Source organism: Zhihengliuella halotolerans, assembly GCF_004217565.1.
In the GTDB taxonomy this organism is placed as follows: domain Bacteria; phylum Actinomycetota; class Actinomycetes; order Actinomycetales; family Micrococcaceae; genus Zhihengliuella; species Zhihengliuella halotolerans.
This window is the reverse complement of sequence record NZ_SHLA01000001.1, coordinates 3,293,675-3,311,156: the sequence shown is the minus strand read 5'-3', so window position 1 is coordinate 3,311,156 and position 17,482 is coordinate 3,293,675. Positions and strand designations below refer to the sequence as shown.

Here is a 17,482-nt window from a genome sequence, read left to right as displayed (position 1 = left end):
ATGAATAATTACTTAGTATGATCGTCCGAGGCGTCCGACGCAATACCCCACCGCGGATTCGGACCCAGACCACGAGGTGGACCGCGAGCGACGAGAGGAAGCGATGCAGCTGACCAACGTGCGGGAGCACAACCTGGGCACCGTGCTGAACACGCTCGCGACCAGCGATTCCCCGCTCTCGCGCGCCGGGCTGGCGCAAGCGACGGGCCTGACCAAGCCGACCGTCTCGCGGCTCGTCGACGAGCTGCTCTCCGCCGGTTTCCTGCTCGAGCACGCCCCGACGCGCTCCGCCGGGGCCGCCGGCGGCCGCCCGTCCACCCCCGTTTCCATCGCCGAGGCCTCCGTCGTCGGGCTCGGCGCGTCCGTGAGCGCGGACCACGTGGCCGTGAACATGATCGACCTCCGCCGGCACGTCATCGCCTCCGCCGAGACCCCCTTGACGCGGGCGCCCACCCCGCGCGACGCCGTCGTGCTGATCGCGGACCTGGCCGCGCAGCTGCTCGCGGAGACCCCGCACACCCGCGTCAGCGGGATCTGCGTGTCCGTCCCCGGGCGCCTGACCCCCGACGGGCGGCGCATCCGGTCCGCCCCGAACCTCGGCTGGGACGACGCGCCGTTGGCCGAACTGCTCGAGAGCGCGCCCGGCCTCGAAGCGCTGGACGTGAGCATCGAGAACGACGCCCGGCTGGTCGCCGAGACGGAGCTCGTGAACCGGCGCGGCGAGGGATTCGTGCTGGTGTACGGCGAGAGCGGCATCGGCGGGGCGGTCGTCGTCGATGGCGACATCCAGCGCGGCGCGAACGGCTGGGCCGGCGAGATCGGGCACCTGTGCCTCGACGTCGACGGGCCGCAGTGCCGGTGCGGGCGGCGCGGCTGCCTGGAGGCCTACGCGAGCTACTGGGCGATCGCGCAGCAGTCGATGCAGGCCGGCAGCGGCTACATCTCCGAGTTCTTCGCCGCGCTCGAGGGCGCCGAGCGCGAGGCCGCGATCGAGCGCATCGGCTCCTCGCTGGGGCTCGCACTGGCCCAGGTGCTCAACATCGTGGACCTGCCCACCGTGGTCCTCGGCGGCTACTTCCGTCACCTCGCGGCCGACGTCGCACCGCTGATCAACGCCCAGCTTGACCGGCACGCCCTCGCCGCCGAGGCCGGCGACGTGCGCATCGAGACGACGACGGCGGCGGCTCGCCCCTCGCTCGCAGGTGCGGCCCTGCGGGCCATCCAGCCGGTCTTCGACGCGCCGGCCGAGTGGATCAGGCGGTTCGGGGGTTGACTGCGGGCGCCCGGGCCGGCATCGTGGCCCACCGCCGGCGGCGGGCCTAGTCTGGAACCATGCCGATCGTCGACAGCGCCATCTACATCAACGGGCAGCGCACCCAGACCCCGCTCGACTTCGAGTCCACCCTGGAGCAGCTGCGCTCCGGCGGCGGAACCTGCTGGCTCGGGCTGTACCGGCCGACGCCCGAGGAGATCAGCGCGGCCGCCGAGGAATTCGGACTGCACCAGCTCGCCGTCGAGGACACGCTGGAATCGCACCAGCGCGCCAAGATGGACTCCTACGGGGACCACACTCTGCTGGTCCTGCGGCCCGCCCGCTACCTCGACGACGTCGAGAAGGTCGAGTTCGGCGAACTGCACGTCTACACGGGCCCGGACTTCGTGATCACGGCCCGGCAGGCGGAGGTGCCCGACCTGGCGCACGTCCGCCGTCGCTTGGAGGACTCCCCCGAGCTCCTGACGATGGGCACGGTCGCCATCCAGTACGCGATCATCGACCAGGTCGTCGACGAGTACGAACCCGTGGCCGACGGACTCGGGGTCGACATCGAGGAGATCGAGGCGGAGCTGTTCGCGGGAAATTACGGCGTCTCGCGCCGCATCTACGAGCTGTTCCGCGAGGTCGCCGAGTTCCAGAAGGCGGTGGCCCCGCTCGAGCGCGTCATGACGACCCTGCGCAACCGACTCGCGACCGGGACCTCGGCGTGGAGCCCGGCACCCGGTGACGTCGACATGGACGAAACGCAGTCCACCGAACTGGACCGCTACCTCGCCGACGTGCAGGACCACGTGGTCCACCTGAACGAGCGGATCTCCGGGATGCGCAGCCTGCTGGCCAACGCGCTCTCACTCTCGTCGACGCTCAGCTCCCAGGCCGCCGCGCAGGCCGGCGTCGAGCAGAACGAGCAGATGAAGAAGATCTCCGCCTGGGCCGCGATCATCTTCGCGCCGAGCCTCGTCGGCGCGGTCTATGGGATGAACTTCGAGAACATGCCAGAACTCGCATGGCGATACGGGTACTACGGGGCGCTCGGGCTCATGCTCGGCGTCGGCGTGGCCCTCTGGGCCGTGTTCCGCCACAACAAGTGGCTGTAACCCGTCAGACGAGCCGAGTGAAAACGTCCATCCCGTCGCTCACACCCGCGCGCTCGAAACCGAGCTTCAGGACCGTCGCGGCGCTCGCGGCGTTCTCCGGCGCGATCCGGGCCACGAGCTTCGTCGACTCCTTGCCGGCCATTCCGGCCTCGACCCACGCGACGACGGCGGCGACCATCGGCTTCGCGAGGCCGCAACCCCAGAACTCCGGGTCGAGCCAGTAGCCGACCTCAGTGCACGGACCGATGTCGCCGCCGAGGTCCTTGAACATCGCCAGCGCGAGGCCGATGCGGTGATCGTCGGACTCGCTCTCAACGTCGTCGCACCGGATCGTGACCCAGCGGGCGGACCCGAGCTCGCCCCACGCGTCCGGGGCCAGCGCCTGCGCCGTGCGCTCGGCGATGTAGGCGTCGGACCAGACGCTTCCGTCGCCGACGAAGCGGACCACGCGCGGGTCGCGGGCGAGGTGGCCCAGGAACTGGGCGTCCTCGCGGCTGAACTCTCTGACGTGAACGCTCATGCCGTCGGCTACAGGCCCAGCTCGTCGAGACCGAAAGCGAACAGGTACGGCACGCCGGCCTCGGCTTCGATGCGCTCCTTGGCTCCCGTATCGCGATCGACGATCACGGCCACGGCCTTGACGTTTCCGCCGGCCCTGCGCACGCCCTCGACGGCCGTCAGTGCGGACCCGCCAGTAGTGGACGTGTCCTCCAGTACGACGACGTCGCGCCCGCCCACGCCGGGGCCCTCGACCTGGCGGCCCATGCCGTAGGACTTCTGCGCCTTGCGCACCACGAACGCGTCAATCTCGCGGCCTGCGTCGCCGGCGGCGTGCATCAGCGCGGTGCCCACGGGGTCGGCGCCCATCGTCAGGCCGCCGGCCGTCTCGAATTCGATGCCGGCGTCGTCGAGCAGCGCGAGCATGACCTCGCCGACGAGCCGCGAGGCCTCATGGTGCAGGGTGATGCGGCGCAGGTCGATGTAGTAGTCGGCCTCCTTACCGGAGGAAAGAGTGACCTTGCCGCGCACGACGGCCAGTTCCTTGACGAGTTCGAGCAGGCGGGCGCGGGCGTCAGCGTGGGAAGTCATGACCACGATTCTAATGTCTCGCGCGCCGCGACGCCCGCCCAAGACAGAACGGGTTCCAGGGTCTACGCTGGGGGCTATCGAGGTCCCGCGCAGAAGGAGGTCAAGATGACCGAAAATCATGATCGCCCGCTCGGCTTCTGGCTGAAACTCGTCGACTCCCTGATCGCGGAGCAATTCGCCTTCGCGCTCGAGGAGCACGGGGTCACGCGGCTGCAGTGGCAGCTGCTGAACACGCTCGCGAAGAAGCCGGCGACCCACAACGAGCTCACGCACACGCTCGGCCCGTTCCTGACACCGACGCCGCCGGACGAGCCGGACACGCTCGACGAGCATCTGGCCGAGCTCATCGAATCGGGCTGGATTGTCAGCGACGGCAGCATCCTCTCCCTCACGGAGCAGGGCTCGACCGGCTGGGAGAAGCTCAACGAGGTCGTGACCAACATGCGCGAGGCCTCCAGCTCAGGCATCACCGAAGAGCAGTACACCACCACCGTGCGCTCCCTGCAGCGCATGGCGGAGAACTTGGGCTGGGATGGTTCCAGCCCGGAAGGCGAGAGGCAGTAGATGGCCCCACACGGCCACCCCCAGAACGCGGCGTTCCCGTCGGAGATCTACCACGCCGCACCCGAGCCGGAACCCAGGACCGGCGAGATCCCGGAGGTGACCAGCGCGGAGGCCAGCGCGCGCTTCGCAGGTCGCGACGACGTCGTGCGGCACAAGGGCCGCTATGCACTGGCGAATCGCACCATCACGCCCGGCGAGGCGATGGTGATCGACCTGTTGTTCGTGCGCGATGCGCTCGACGCGGCCGGGATCGAGCACCTGCTGGTGCGCGGAAGCGACGCGCGCCCCGTCGTGGCCGTCGACTGGAAGCACCGCCAGCGGCTGCGCGCGGCGCTCGTCACCGCGTGCGCGGACGAGCCGTTCTACTCGCTCAGCGTCGACACGCGCCGCGACAAGGCCCTGCTGGTCGCCGACGGGAAACTGAGCCTGAGCTCCAAGGCGCGCATGTTCCGGCTCTACCGGCCGCGCGTCGAACCCGTCGGCGGGCTCGGCTACGGCCAGGGCACCGGCGTGCAGGTGGAGTTGTGGAAGTTCGACGACGACGGCACCATCAAGCTGCCCATCGAGAATTCGCTGACCCGGCGCACGATCCCCGCCGACGAGGCCGTGCGCGGCACCGTCCAGCGCTACGGCCGCGTGTGGCACACGATCGAGAACATGTTCGCCGATCACGCGACCGACATCGACTTCCCGATCGACATCGTCTTCTCCTGGGTCGACGGCAACGACCCGGACTTCCAGCGCTACCGCGCGTCGTTCATGGAGAACGTCGTGGTGGGCGAGGGGGACGACGACGAAGCGCGCTACCGGCAGATCAACGAACTGAAGTACGCGCTGCGATCGATCCACATGTTCGCCCCCTGGATCCGGCACGTGTTCATCTGCACGGATTCGCCTGTGCCGGCGTGGCTGGATGCGGAACACCCGGGGGTGAGCATCGTGCGGGCCGAAGACCACTTCCGCGACTCCAGCGTGCTGCCCGTGTTCAACTCGCAGGCGATCGAGGCGCAGCTGCAGCACATCGAGGGCCTCTCCGAGCACTTCCTGTACTCGAACGACGACATGTTCTTCGGGCGCCCGCTCGGGCCCGACATGTTCTTCTCCCCCGGCGGCGTCACCAAGTTCATCGAGGCCGAAACCCGGATCGGGCTCGGCGACAACCACCTGGACCGCTCCGGGTTCGAGAACGCGGCCCGCGTGAACCGGCGCCTGCTGCACGACCGCTTCGGGCGCATCACGACCCGGCACCTCGAACACACGGCCGCCCCGCTGCGGCGCAGTGTCATGCACGAGATGGAGGAGGCGTTCGCCGAGGAATTCGTCTCCACCGCGGCGAGCCGATTCCGCGCCAAGGACAACATCTCGGTGACCAACTCGCTGTACCACTACTACGCACTGCTCACGGGGCGGGCCGTGACCAAAGTCGGGGCGAAGGTGAAGTACGTCGACACCACGATGTTCTCCGGGCTCGACAGCCTCTCCAAGCTGCTGCGCAAGCGCAATCAGGACTTCTTCTGCCTCAACGACGGGTCCTTCCCGGAAGTCTCGGCGAAGCAGCGGCAGGAGGTCGTGACCGACTTCCTCGAGAAGTACTTCCCGATCGCCGCGCCGTGGGAAAAGAACGAGGAGACCGGCCAGAACACCTGAACCCATTGACTTTCGCTCACAATCTATCGAGAATCAATAGATGAGCAGAGTCTTGGTTCTTGCACTTCGCGCCGCCCTCGTGGGCCTCGCCGCCGGCGTCTTCGCGGCCCAGCTCCTGACGCCGATGCTGGCCTCGAGCGTGGGTTCGCCCCACTGGGAGGTGCGCCACCTCGTCGTTCCGTATTCGGTGGCCGGCATCGTGGCGCTGTTCCTCGTCCAGATCGCACTGATTGCCCTCTGGCGACTGCTGACGCTGACCAGCGCGGAACGGATCTTCGACGGCGGCGCGATCCGCTGGGTGAACGGGCTCGTCGGCAGCGCGGCGGGAGCCGTCGCGCTGCCGTGCATCGTCATGACGCACCTGTTGTTCGTCGTCGGTGTGGGCGGCCCAGGCGTCGTGCTCGCCCTGTGCGCGTGCTTCATCGGCGGAGCCGCCCTCGTCCTGGTCCTGATCGTGCTGCGGTCGCTGCTGGCGTCGGCTACCCGCGACCGGCGCGAACTGGCGCACGTCATCTAGCCACCGGGATCGCGAGTCGTCAGTCAGGGCTGATCGCGCCCGTCGACTCGTCGCTGCCGGTGGTTCGAACGCATCGACTCGTCGCTCGCTGCCGCAAAAGTCGCGAACGACGACGAATATTGACGACTGGAAGCTTTGACCGGCGCCCGTCCGGCGAAGCGCCCGGGCGAGCGGCAGCTAGTGCTGCGCGTGCTGGCGCGGGGCGATACGGCGGCGCGCTGCAGGGGCCTCCGCACCGCCGTCGTACTGGATGCCGTGCTCGAGCAGCACCCGTTGGACCTGCGCCGGGGACATGACCGTACCGAACTCCTGCCCGCCGGCGGCGGGCACCACCGAGTGCACGACCGTCTCCGGATAGACGTGGACGAGGTTGTAGGACTGGGCCGAGTCGCGCCCGCGGGTGCCGCGGATTCCACTCTCGGCGTCGACCGCCGCGGCCAGGTCCTGCGTGTAGCACGTGGCCGAGGCGACGGAGACGGGCACGCCCGCGAACGTCGCCGCCGTCGAATAGTGCAGGTGGCCGCCCAGGATCGCGCGCACGTCCGTTCCGCTCAGGACCTCAGCGAGCTCGGCCTGCCCGCGCAGCTCGACGAGGATCGCGAGCGGTTGCACGCTCGGGACGGGCGGGTGGTGCAGCGCCAACAGGGTCCCTTCCGGGGCGGCGGTGGCGAGTTCGGCCGCGAGCCAGTCGAGCTGTTCACCCGTAAGCGCACCATGGTGGGCGCCCGGGACGGAAGTGTCGAGGACGACGACGCGCAGCCCGCCCAGCCAGTGCACCCGGTCGAGCGGCGCGGTACTGGGGGCCTCGTCGAGCAGTCCCGCACGGAGCGCCGCCCGATCGTCGTGATTGCCCATGGCCCAGATGACATCCGCGCCCATGCGGCGCGCAGCGGGCTCGACGATCGCGCGCAGCTTGGCGTAGGCATCGGGCTCGCCTTTGTCGGCGAGGTCTCCGGTGAAGAGCAGTGCCTCGGGTCGGCAGCCGGCCGCTTCGAGATCGGCGAAGACCATCTTCAGCCGGTCGGCGGCGTCGATCGTCCCGCCCAGCGCGATGTCGCCGCCGCGCAGGTGGGTGTCGCTGAGGTGGAGGAGGAAATGCTCAGGGGCCGGGTGCTCGGGGGTGCGCGGTGTGGACCGGGAAGTGGTCATGGCGGCCTGTCCTAACGACGTGCCCCGCGGCAACGGGGCCGAATCATGCTTCAATCCAAGCAGTTCACTCCGAACGTGCCAAGACCTTGAGGTGAATTTCTCATTTCATCCGCCCGGCGTCCTCGACTTCGACCGGCACTGCGCCGGTATGCTGTGGCCATGCGTGAGTTGCAGGCGAGAATCGTGGAAGAAATGGGCGTCAAGCCCCGGATCGATCCAGCCGAGGAGGTGGCCCGCCGCGTTCAGTTCCTCAAGGACTACGCGCTCGCGACCGGCACCGCCGGGTTCGTGCTCGGCATCTCCGGCGGTGTGGACTCCTCACTCGCCGGGCGCCTCGCCCAACTGGCCGCCGAGGAGCTGCGAGCCGAGGGGCATGAGGCCGACTTCGTCGCGGTGCGCCTTCCCTACGGCGTGCAGGCCGACGAGGACGACGCTCAGCGCGCCCTGGAGTTCATCGCGCCGTTCACGACGTGGACGTTCAACGTCAAGCCCGCCGTTGACGGCCTCGAGGCCGAGTTCTCGGCGACCACCGGCCGCGCGATCTCGGATTTCAACAAGGGCAACTCGAAAGCCCGCATGCGCATGGTCGCCCAGTACGCGCTGGCCGGCGAGCGCAACCTGCTGGTCATCGGCACGGATCACGGCGCGGAATCGGTGACCGGGTTCTTCACCAAGTTCGGTGACGGCGGCGCGGACATCCTGCCGCTCTTCGGCCTGAACAAGCGCCAGAACCGGCAGCTGACCGAATACCTGGGGGCACCCGAGCAGGTGTGGTCCAAAGCGCCGACGGCGGATCTGCTCGACGATCAGCCCGGACGCACCGACGAGGACGAATTGGGCATCCGCTACGACGAGATCGACGATTTCCTCGAGGGTCGCGAGATCAACGAGGCCACGGCCGAGAAGCTCGAACGCCGGTACCTCACCACCCGCCACAAGCGCACGGTCCCGGTCACGATCTTCGACACCTGGTGGCGCTGACGGGCCATGCCCCTGCGACGATCCGACGGATTCATCCCGATGGACGACGGCGCCGGGCGCCGGGCCTCCATAGACTGAACGGATGCTGACCTGGATCCGACGCCCCGGCTGGCGCATCGCGATGACCGTGGCCGTCGCGCTCGTCATCGGCGGCGTGCTCTCCCTGGTGTTCTGGGGGATGCTCCTGCCGGAGGATCCCGACGCCCTGCCCGCGGCCGAATCGGGGCGGCTCTTCCTCCTCTTCGCGGTGGACGTCCTCGCGGGGCTCACCGCGCTCGGGCTGCTCGCCCTCGCGCTTCTTCCCCTCGACGACGAGAGTCCCCGGCCCCACCCGATGACGGCGCTCGTCCCGGGCCTGATCGTGGTGGCGGCAAGCGCCGTGTCCACCATGGCCTCCCCGGCGGCCCTAATCGTCGTCGGGTCTTTCGCCGCCCGCAGGCCCCGACTCTGGTTCCCGCTCGCGGCCGCGCTGTGCTTCGCAGCGGGGTGGTTCTACACCTTCGTCGTCGACCCGTCGACAGAGACGCTGCGCTTCTGGGAGTTCGCGGCGATCATGGCCGCGGTCCTCGGAATCACGGGTCTCATCGGTTGGGGACGGCGGTCCCGCCGGTCGTTGATCCGATCCCTGCGGCAGGAGGCGGTCAGCGCGCGGCGCGAACGCGAGGCCCACGCCGAGCGGGCGCGCGCCGCCGAGCGCACCCGAATCGCCCGGGAGATGCACGACGGCCTCGCCCACCAGCTGAGCCTGATCTCTCTGCACGCCGGCGCCCTGGAATACCGGCGGGATCTGGACGCGGAGACCATCCGGCGGACCTCGGACGTCATCCAGCAGACCGCCCGCAGCGCGTCGCAGGAACTGCGCTCCGTACTCACGGTCCTGCGCGAACAGGACGCCGGGACCACTCCGCAGCCCACCTTGGCGGCGATCGGGGAGCTGGTCTCCGCCGCGCGCTCGGCGGGCACGCCCGTGGAGCTCACCGACGACGACGGCCTCGCCGGCGCGTCCGCACATCAGCCGTCGGACGTCACGATCCGCGCGCTCTACCGGATCGTGCAGGAGTGCCTGACGAACGCACGCAAACACGCGCCGGGCCAGCCGGTCCGGTTGACCCTGGCCGGTGGGCCAGCACACGGGATCCGCGTGTCGGCCGGCAACGGTGTGGCCGCGGCGCGGGCCGGTGGGGCCGACCCTGGGTTCGGCCTGATCGGTCTGCGCGAGCGTGTCGAACTGCTCGGCGGCCGGTTGCACGTCGACTGCAGCGGCGACCGATTCACTGTGGATGCGGAGCTGCCATGGCTGAAGTGAACGCGCCGGTCCGAGTCCTGCTCGCAGACGACGAAAACCTCGTACGGGCGGGCCTCCGCCTGATTCTCGACCGCACCGACGGCCTCCGGATCGTCGGCGAGGCGTCCGACGGCGCCGAAGCGATCGCCCAGGCGCACCGGCTCGCCCCCGACGTCGTCCTCATGGACATCCGCATGCCCGGAATCGACGGGATCGAGGCGACCCGCAGGCTGGCGGCCGCCGCGTCCCCGCCCCGGGTGCTCATGCTCACGGCCTTCGAGACGGACGAGTTCATCCTCGACGCTCTCGAGGCCGGGGCCTGCGGATTCCTGCTCAAGGACACGCCGCCGCGTGATCTGGTCGCCGCCGTCGAACAGGCCGCAGCCGGTCAGACGGCCGTTTCGCCCGTGGTGCTCGATCGGCTGGTCGCGGTGGCGACGCGGCACGGCCGCAGGATCACGGGAGAGTCCGTCCTCGCCGGGCTCAGCGACCGCGAGCGCGAGGTCGCCGAGGGCGTGGCGCGGGGTCTCTCCAACACCGAGATCGCCCGAGCCCTGTTCCTCTCGCTTCCCACTGTCAAGACGCACCTCGCGCGCATCTTCGCCAAGCTCGGGGTCGACAGCCGGCTTCAGCTCGCGATCCGCGTGATCGAGTCGCGCTGACCCGCGCCCGGCCCATCCCGGTGCCATAGCCCCTCGCCGTGTCGGCGTTCTAAGCGACGGATCGCGCGACGGACCGCCCAGAACGACGACGGCGCGTGGCGGGCGCCGTCGTCGTTCCTTACGCTGGTGCCGCGTCAGCGGCCGACCGGCGCCTTCCGCATGACTCCCCACGAGGCGAGCGCGGCGAGGGCCGAGACCAGCACCAGGATGCCGGCGATCTTGCCGAACGGGAACGTCGCGAACGCTGCGGCCACGTCGAGTTCCAGGGCGAGCACCGCGGCGACGGCGGCGAGGGCGAGTACGACGATCACGGCGATCGAGCCGATGACTCCCGCGGAGCTCCAGCGCATGTAGACCGAGGCGAAGAAGCTGCCGAACAGCAGCATCGCGAGCGAGATGCCGAAGCCGATGACGAACAGGCTCACGTAGTCGCCGTCGCCGGTCAGGAACGTGTCGAACATGCGCGCACCCGTGAACCAGTGCCCCGTGATCTTCTCGAAGAACAGGAACGTGGTCATCATCGCGGCGATGATGACGGCCTCGAGCGTGAGGGCGGCCGTGGTGCCCCAGAAGTACTGGCGGCGGGTGGCGCCGAGGCCCATCGCGTACGGCATGGTGCGCGCGTACGCCATGACGCCGACGTTCATGATGTAACCGCTGAGGCACCAGAGCGCGGCCTGGTTGTAGCGGAAGCCCTCGGACAATTCGGTGCGGGGGACGTCCGTGAATCCCTCCAAGACGAGCATGACCGCGACGATGAGCACGGCGACTCCGGCCATGATCAGCAGCGGCGCGTCGATCATGCGGGAACGGTCGACGAAGTGCAGGCGGACGATCTTGGACAGCGACCCCGTGCGGCGGCGGGCCGGTGTTTCGGTGTGGATGGCGGCGGTGCTCATCGCGTGACCTCCTCTGTGGCGGCGTGGTGGCGGGCGGGCGGTGCGCCCGTGATGGCCGCGGCGGCCGGATCGTCGATCAGGCCGTACGCGGAGACGAGGTCCTGCAGACCGACCGAGCCGATCTCGACGCCGTGTGCAGCGGCGCGGGCGCGGATGTCGGCGTCGGCGGCGCCGTCGACCGTGACGGACGCCAGCCCGCCGAGCGTCTGCGTGCGCAGGACCTTCCGGTCGTGCACGACGGACTCGATCGCCTGGGCGCCGCCGGCCACGGTGAAGGCGGCATCGCGGGCCTCGTCGACCCCCATGTCGAGCACCTTGCGGCCGCGGTCGATCACGACGACCTTCTCGAGGAGGTTGGAGACCTCGTCGATGAGGTGGGTGGACATGAGGATGGTGCGCGGATGCTTCATGGAGTCTCGCAGCAGGTAGTCGTAGAACAGGCCGCGCGCGGTGGCATCGAGACCGAGGTACGGCTCGTCGAAGATCGTCAGCGGGGCGCGGGAGGCCATGCCGACGATGATCGCGACCGCCGAGAGCTGCCCGCGCGAGAGCTTCTTGATGCGCGTGGTGACCGGCAGCCGGAAGACCTCGACGAGTTCGTCGGCGAGGGCGGCGTCCCAGTTCTCGAAGAACCAGGGGCCCGTCTTGAGCACGTGCGAGGTCTTGAAGTCCTCCGGGTACTTCTGGGATTCGCGGACGAAGCACATGTTCGCCAGCACGTCGGCGTTCTCGAAGGGGTCGGCGCCGAAGACGCTGACGCGTCCGCCGCTTCTGGGCTCCTGGCCGGCGAGGATCGACATGATCGTCGTCTTGCCGGCGCCGTTGCGCCCGAGCAGGCCGGTGATCGTGTTCTCCTCGATGTTGAAGTCGAGGCTTTCGAGGACGTTCGTCTTGCCGTAACTCTTGTTCAGGCCCGCGACCTGAACGACATTCGTGGTGCTCATCGCGGATCTCCCGTCGTCTGTTGTGCGGCTTCCCGGATCATTCCGACCAGTTCGTCGGAGCCGAGGTCCAGGTGTGCAGCCGCTTGCAGCAGCGGCTCGATGTACTGTTCGGCGAAACTCTCGCGCCGCGCTTCGAGCAGCTGAGCGCGTGCGCCCTGGGCGACGAACATGCCGATCCCTCGTTTCTTGTAGAGGACACCCGACTCGACGAGCCGGTTGATGCCCTTTCCTGCGGTTGCTGGGTTGATGCGCATGAATGCGGCGAATTCATTGGTCGAGGGGACCTGGGCTTCCTCCGCGTAGGTCCCGTCGAGGACGCCGGCCTCGATGCGCTCGGCAACCTGCAGGAAGATCGGCCGTGAGTCATCCATGCCGGCCAGCCCCTTTCCCGATTCGGTTGCTAGGTTCATTACTCATGTAATTAACCAAACCACCAACCAACCGATCCGTCAACCCCTATTCGCCGGACGGAGCGGCGCACGACACCGACACATCCCGACGACCGAAGGTGTTGATAGGTTGGTGCCGTGTTGATTGCTACGTGGAATGTGAACTCGCTGCGCGCCCGCGCCGACCGTGTCGAAAACTGGCTGCGCCGGACCGACGCCGACGTCCTGGCCATCCAGGAGACCAAGTGCAAGGACGACAACTTCCCCTGGGAGCTGTTCGAGCTCAACGGTTACGAGGTCGCGCACTTCGGCGTGAACCAGTGGAACGGCGTCGCGATCGCCTCCCGCGTCGGCCTCGACGACGTCGAGCGCACCTTCGTGGACCAGCCCGCCTTCGGCAAGGGCGGCAAGGACCCGATCCAGGAACCGCGCGCGATCGCCGCGACGTGCGGCGGCGTCCGCGTATGGAGCCTGTACGTCCCGAACGGCCGCGCCCTCGACGACGAGCACATGCCCTACAAGCTCTCCTGGCTCGACACCCTGAACCGGCAGGCCGCGGGCTGGCTTCAGGAGAATCCGGGCGCCCAGATCGCGCTCATGGGCGACTGGAACATCGCACCGGAGGACGACGACGTCTGGGACATCGGCTATTTCGTCGACAACGGCCTCACCCACGTCTCCGCACCCGAGCGCGCGGCCTTCCAGGCCTTCCTCGACACCGGCTTCGTCGACGTCGTCCGCCCCCGCACCCCGGGCCCGGGCGTCTACACCTACTGGGACTACACCAAGCTCCGCTTCCCCAAGCGCGAGGGCATGCGCATCGACTTCGTCCTCGCCTCCCCCGCCCTCGCCGAGCGCGTGAGCGACGCGTACATCGACCGCGAGGAACGCAAGGGCAAGGGCGCCTCCGACCACGCCCCCGTCGTGGTGGAGCTGGGCTGAGGATGACGGACGGGGGACAGGAACACGAGACGGTGTCCGCGCGGCGGCGCCTGCCGCCGGCGGCGCACCTCCGCGTGTTCGAACCGCTGCGGGCGTACGACGACGACGCGCAGCGACTGATCTCCCAGCAGCGGAGCACACCGCGCGCGGAACTCGAGCGGCTGCTCGCCGAGGAGGCGCTCAAACGCATCATGCGCGAGATCTCCGACCCGTTCCCCTCCTCCGGCGTCGAGCAGTACCGGGTCCTGCACTACCCGGGCCCCGACGGCGTGACCGCACCCTATTTCTGCCCGGACCAGCTGCAGACCCGCGCGACCATCTCCGCCGAACGCCTCGACGACCTCATGCGCCCGCAGGTGCTCGCCATGGTGATGCCGGAGGCATCCCGGACGGCGAACGCCGAGCGCACCGACCCCGACCGGTTCGCCGCTGACGTCGCCCACCTGCATACCCGCACGTCCGTCTGGGGCGTGCCGCTGGCCTGGTTCGTGGCGCTGCGCGAGGACGACCACCTGGAGATCGACGAGGACGCGCACTCGCTGCTCAGCGTGCGGCTCGCCGCGCCCGCCGTGCAGGTGCTCGAGCGCGCGCGGGTCGCTGCGGCATCGCTGGCCATCAACGCCCCCGAGCTCGACATCCTCGACGAGCTCACCTCCCTGGGCGACTGGCTCGGGAGCTTCCACGAGGACTCCATCGTGGAACTCGACTACGGCCTCCTCGCCGACTACGTCTGGCCGGACGAGTCGCCGCAGGACCTGCGCATCGGCATCGATTCGCTCGGCGACGGGGACATGCTCGGCGCGGCCGCGGCCTACCGCCGCCTGACCAACCGCTGGGTCCGGGTGCGCCAGCATGCACGTTCGAATTAGACCCGGATCACCGCGCCACGGTCTTCCGCCAGCCAGCGCCTGCCCACGAGGCGCACGCAAGGTTCAGCATCTCTTTTGGGGGTGTCGTGTGGAGAACTTTTCTCCGCCGAGAGAACAAGGTTTTCATTTGCTTAATTTTAGGAGTCTCAGATATCGACTCCCAGGGTAGGATTTTGAGCTACTAGTAGCGCGAGGTGATATATGGTCGACCACCAGGCCAATAAAGTAGAGAAGGCCCGATTCCTTGACGTCATGGCCATCGTCGCCATTTTCACCTACGGAGGCTCCCTATTTCTCACTTTCGAGTCCGGAGTCTACGGTGGGTCATTTTCTCCACTTGAGGCCGCCTGGGAGACATTTTTCCTCTCCGCTCAGGGCCTTCCATTGATGCTCGCCTACTCCGCTGTCGTTCAGTTACCTCTTTCGCGACTCATGATGCGTAGCAACGTGAATACGATAGTTTACATGATCGCTCAGTGTGCGATCGGTATTTATGTATTCGTGCCCGCACTCCTGATCGACTTGTTTGTCTTCAGAAATGACTTCGGTATTGGTGGGTATTGGTTCTACTTTCTGATTGTCGGCTTCCTGGCACTTACTCCAACCGGCGCCTTCATCAGATGGGTCAAACCGAGGCGAGTATGGCGAATTTCGCTTTACATAGCGGCCATCCTGACAATACTTGTTAGCTTGCTCTATGTAGTCCAGACGTCGTCCTACTTCTAAGGCTCAATTTCTAGCCCGTGATCGAAGGCGTCGCGTGCTTCGGCACGCTCCTTCTCGTCGACTTCCGCTCAGTGGATTCTGGAAGTCCAGGCGGAACACGGTTCCGACATCTCGGATGCATCAGCACGCGCGTTCCAACTAGACTGGCGGCAGCCGCAAGCAGTTGCGCGAATCACACTATTGACGCGAGGGGAAACACCATGACTTCCGTGCCCGCAGCCAGCCCAGCCGAAGCCGCGAACCCCGACTCCTCCTGGTGGTCCGATGCCGTCATCTACCAGGTCTACCCGCGCTCCTTCGCCGACGGAAACGGCGACGGGATGGGCGACCTCATCGGCGTGACCGAGCGGCTGAACTACCTGGCCGAGCTCGGCGTGAACGCCGTGTGGCTCTCGCCTTTCTACACATCCCCGCAGGCCGACGCCGGGTACGACGTCGCCGACTACCGCGACGTCGACCCGCGCTTCGGCACGCTCGCCGACTTCGACGAGATGCTGCATGAGGCCCACGACTTGGGTCTGAAGATCATCGTCGATCTCGTTCCGAACCACACCTCCGACGAGCACGAGTGGTTCAAGTCCGCACTGATCGCCGCCCCGGGCTCGCTCGAGCGCGACCGCTACATCTTCCGCGAGGGCAAGGGCGAGAACGGCGAAGAGCCCCCGAACAACTGGCAGTCGATCTTCGGCGGGCCCGCCTGGACGCGCGTCGAGGACAACGGCGCCCCGGGCCAGTGGTACCTCCACCTCTTCGACACCAAGCAGCCCGACCTCAACTGGGAGAATCCGGAGGTCCGCGCCGAGATGGAGGACGTCCTGCGCTTCTGGCTGGACCGCGGCGTCGACGGCTTCCGCGTGGACGTCGCCCACGGCATGGTCAAGGCCGAGGGACTGCCGGACTGGTCGGCGAAGGTCGCCATGGTGGCCGGCAACGAGAACGAGGAAGTCGCCGGGGACCACTTCGACGGCGAATCGGGTGCAGAGGGGAACACAGAGGGCAACATGGCCCCGTCCGGCGAGAACACTCCCCCGTACTTCGACCAGGAGGGCGTGCACGACATCTACCGGGCATGGCACCGGGTCCTGAAGGATTATGACGGCGACCGGATGATGGTCGCCGAGGCCTGGGTCGAGCCCATGAGCCGGATCTTCCGTTACGTGCGCGACGACGAGATGCAGCAGGCCTTCAACTTCGGCTTCCTGCTCGCCGGCTGGGACGCGTCCCGCATCCACGCGAACGTCGTGGAGACCCTGAACGAGGCCGCGGCCGTGAACGCCCCCGCCACCTGGGTGCTCTCCAACCACGACACCGTCCGCCACAGCAGCCGCTACGGGCTCTCCGACCCGACGTCGTTCCCGAAGGGCATCGCGGCCGGCGACGAGCAGCCCGACGAGGAGCTGGGGCTCGCCCGCGGCCGCGCGGCGTCGCTCATCATGTTCGGCCTGCCCGGCTCGGCCTACGTCTACCAGGGCGACGAGCTGGGCCTGCCGGAGCACACCACCCTGCCCGACGAGCTGCGCCAGGACCCGAGCTTCTTCCGCACGAACGGCGCCGAACGCGGCCGCGACGGCTGCCGCGTCCCGATGCCGTGGGAAGCGGACGCCGACGGCTACGGCTTCTCGGTCGACAACCCGGACGGCGGGCCGTGGCTGCCGCAGCCCGAGAGCTTCGCGCGCTACGCCGCGGACCAGCAGGTCGACGTCGCCGGCTCCACGTACGAGCTCTACCGGCAGTCCATCGCGCTGCGTTCGCAGCTCGGCCTCGGCACCGGTTCCGTCGAGTGGACGGACCTCAACGACCCCGACCTCGGGATCCTCGCCTACCGCAACGCCAAGGTGCACGTCGTCGCGAACCTCTCGGGTGAACCGTTCCGTTTGCCCGCCGGGGCGGGCGTCCTGGTGGTCAGCGAAGAGTCGGCGCTCTCGAGCGACGGCGACGCGGAGACCTTGGCGCCCAACGCGGCGGTCTGGCTCACGGCCTGACGCGCGGCCTCCGGGCGGCGGCGTAGACGTAGGTGGCGGTCGTGAAGGCCACGACCGCGAGCACCGCCTGGAGGACGCAGCCGGCGTAGACGATCACGAGGCCGCCGAAGCCGCCGTCGTACTCGGCCACGTAGGTCGCGTGGAGGTCGACGAGGCACCCGACGACGACGATCGCCACCGGGACCGCGTAGCAGCACGTCTGCACGATCGCCGAGAGGCGGCTGGAGGCGACCCGCCGCACGCCGAAAACCGCCACGACGAGGCCGAGCAACGACAGGACCATGGCCGGCACGACCAGCATCCACGCAGGCGCGTTCGATTCAGCGGCGGGGTCCGCCTGCACGGCGAAGAAAACGTTCAGCAGGAACCACGCGGGCGCGAGCAGCAGCACCACACCGGCCACGGCGAGCAGGCCGCCCCGACCTGCGTCGGTCCGGACGGGATACGTCGTCTCTTCAGGCATG

At 68.4% G+C, this 17,482-nt stretch carries 19 protein-coding genes; 12 read left to right on the top strand and 7 right to left on the bottom strand.

The genetic code is table 11. The annotated features are described in order from the left end of the window. The first annotated feature begins 103 nt into the window (after positions 1-103). Positions 104-1,273, top strand: coding sequence for an ROK family transcriptional regulator (locus EV380_RS15270; protein ID WP_130451828.1), 1,170 nt, complete (start codon positions 104-106; stop codon positions 1,271-1,273). A gap of 59 nt (positions 1,274-1,332) precedes the next feature. Beyond that, positions 1,333-2,373, top strand: coding sequence for a magnesium and cobalt transport protein CorA (locus tag EV380_RS15265; RefSeq protein ID WP_130451827.1), 1,041 nt, complete (start codon positions 1,333-1,335; stop codon positions 2,371-2,373). Between the two features lie 4 nt (positions 2,374-2,377). Here the strand turns inward: EV380_RS15265 and EV380_RS15260 are convergent, their stop codons facing one another. Both EV380_RS15260 and pyrE read right to left on the bottom strand, forming a co-directional pair. Then, positions 2,378-2,893 (bottom strand): GNAT family N-acetyltransferase, encoded by a 516-nt coding sequence (locus EV380_RS15260; protein WP_130451826.1) that lies wholly within the window; start codon positions 2,891-2,893, stop codon positions 2,378-2,380. Positions 2,894-2,901: 8 nt separating this feature from the next. Then, positions 2,902-3,462, bottom strand: a complete 561-nt coding sequence (pyrE, locus tag EV380_RS15255) for an orotate phosphoribosyltransferase (protein WP_130451825.1) — start codon at positions 3,460-3,462, stop codon at positions 2,902-2,904. Positions 3,463-3,567: 105 nt separating this feature from the next. On the opposite strand from pyrE, the gene EV380_RS15250 reads away from it, so the two are divergent. The 3 genes from EV380_RS15250 to EV380_RS15240 are packed head-to-tail and all read left to right on the top strand — an operon-like array spanning position 3,568 to position 6,190. Continuing rightward, positions 3,568-4,026 carry a MarR family winged helix-turn-helix transcriptional regulator gene (locus tag EV380_RS15250; protein ID WP_130451824.1) on the top strand — a complete coding sequence of 153 codons (459 nt, stop codon included), beginning with the start codon at positions 3,568-3,570 and terminating at the stop codon, positions 4,024-4,026. Next, positions 4,027-5,673 carry a stealth family protein gene (locus EV380_RS15245; RefSeq protein WP_102157891.1) on the top strand — a complete coding sequence of 549 codons (1,647 nt, stop codon included), beginning with the start codon at positions 4,027-4,029 and terminating at the stop codon, positions 5,671-5,673. It abuts the gene before it with no gap. Positions 5,674-5,713: 40 nt separating this feature from the next. Next, on the top strand, positions 5,714-6,190 hold the full coding sequence (locus EV380_RS15240; RefSeq protein ID WP_130451823.1) for a DUF2975 domain-containing protein: 477 nt from the start codon (positions 5,714-5,716) through the stop codon (positions 6,188-6,190). Between the two features lie 177 nt (positions 6,191-6,367). Here the strand turns inward: EV380_RS15240 and EV380_RS15235 are convergent, their stop codons facing one another. Further along, on the bottom strand, positions 6,368-7,339 hold the full coding sequence (locus EV380_RS15235; protein ID WP_130451822.1) for a phosphodiesterase: 972 nt from the start codon (positions 7,337-7,339) through the stop codon (positions 6,368-6,370). A 159-nt stretch (positions 7,340-7,498) separates the two neighbouring features. On the opposite strand from EV380_RS15235, the gene nadE reads away from it, so the two are divergent. The 3 genes from nadE to EV380_RS15220 all read left to right on the top strand — a co-directional run bounded on the left by nadE (position 7,499) and on the right by EV380_RS15220 (position 10,267). Beyond that, entirely contained in the window at positions 7,499-8,320 is an 822-nt protein-coding gene (gene nadE, locus EV380_RS15230) for an ammonia-dependent NAD(+) synthetase (protein WP_130451821.1), read from the top strand. An 82-nt stretch (positions 8,321-8,402) separates the two neighbouring features. After that, positions 8,403-9,626, top strand: a complete 1,224-nt coding sequence (locus EV380_RS15225; RefSeq protein ID WP_130451820.1) for a sensor histidine kinase — start codon at positions 8,403-8,405, stop codon at positions 9,624-9,626. Next, on the top strand, positions 9,614-10,267 hold the full coding sequence (locus tag EV380_RS15220) for a response regulator (RefSeq protein ID WP_130451819.1): 654 nt from the start codon (positions 9,614-9,616) through the stop codon (positions 10,265-10,267). Before EV380_RS15225 ends, EV380_RS15220 begins: the two co-directional genes overlap by 13 nt. Before the next feature lie 134 nt (positions 10,268-10,401). On the opposite strand, the gene EV380_RS15215 is transcribed toward EV380_RS15220, so the two are convergent. Genes EV380_RS15215 through EV380_RS15205 form a run of 3 tightly spaced genes read right to left on the bottom strand, consistent with a single transcriptional unit; the run spans position 10,402 to position 12,481 of the window. Further along, positions 10,402-11,166, bottom strand: a complete 765-nt coding sequence (locus tag EV380_RS15215; RefSeq protein WP_130451818.1) for a hypothetical protein — start codon at positions 11,164-11,166, stop codon at positions 10,402-10,404. Continuing rightward, a complete protein-coding gene (locus EV380_RS15210) occupies positions 11,163-12,110 on the bottom strand; it encodes an ATP-binding cassette domain-containing protein (RefSeq protein ID WP_130451817.1) in 948 nt (315 codons plus the stop codon). Before EV380_RS15210 ends, EV380_RS15215 begins: the two co-directional genes overlap by 4 nt. Then, the gene (locus EV380_RS15205; protein ID WP_102157880.1) at positions 12,107-12,481 is read right to left on the bottom strand and encodes a GntR family transcriptional regulator; all 375 of its coding nucleotides are present in this window, start codon (positions 12,479-12,481) and stop codon (positions 12,107-12,109) included. The genes EV380_RS15210 and EV380_RS15205 overlap by 4 nt, the downstream gene beginning before the upstream one ends. A gap of 156 nt (positions 12,482-12,637) precedes the next feature. Between EV380_RS15205 and EV380_RS15200 the strand changes: the two genes are divergently transcribed. The 4 genes from EV380_RS15200 to EV380_RS15185 all read left to right on the top strand — a co-directional run bounded on the left by EV380_RS15200 (position 12,638) and on the right by EV380_RS15185 (position 17,018). Next, positions 12,638-13,441 carry an exodeoxyribonuclease III gene (locus EV380_RS15200; protein ID WP_130451816.1) on the top strand — a complete coding sequence of 268 codons (804 nt, stop codon included), beginning with the start codon at positions 12,638-12,640 and terminating at the stop codon, positions 13,439-13,441. 2 nt (positions 13,442-13,443) lie between these two features. Next, entirely contained in the window at positions 13,444-14,310 is an 867-nt protein-coding gene (locus EV380_RS15195; protein ID WP_130451815.1) for a DUF8083 family protein, read from the top strand. A gap of 201 nt (positions 14,311-14,511) precedes the next feature. Continuing rightward, positions 14,512-15,036, top strand: a complete 525-nt coding sequence (locus EV380_RS15190; RefSeq protein ID WP_130451814.1) for a hypothetical protein — start codon at positions 14,512-14,514, stop codon at positions 15,034-15,036. Between the two features lie 200 nt (positions 15,037-15,236). Next, the gene (locus EV380_RS15185; RefSeq protein WP_130451813.1) at positions 15,237-17,018 is read left to right on the top strand and encodes a glycoside hydrolase family 13 protein; all 1,782 of its coding nucleotides are present in this window, start codon (positions 15,237-15,239) and stop codon (positions 17,016-17,018) included. Here the strand turns inward: EV380_RS15185 and EV380_RS15180 are convergent. Further along, positions 17,008-17,481 carry a hypothetical protein gene (locus EV380_RS15180; RefSeq protein ID WP_130451812.1) on the bottom strand — a complete coding sequence of 158 codons (474 nt, stop codon included), beginning with the start codon at positions 17,479-17,481 and terminating at the stop codon, positions 17,008-17,010. The genes EV380_RS15185 and EV380_RS15180 overlap by 11 nt on opposite strands. Position 17,482: the final 1 nt, after the last annotated feature.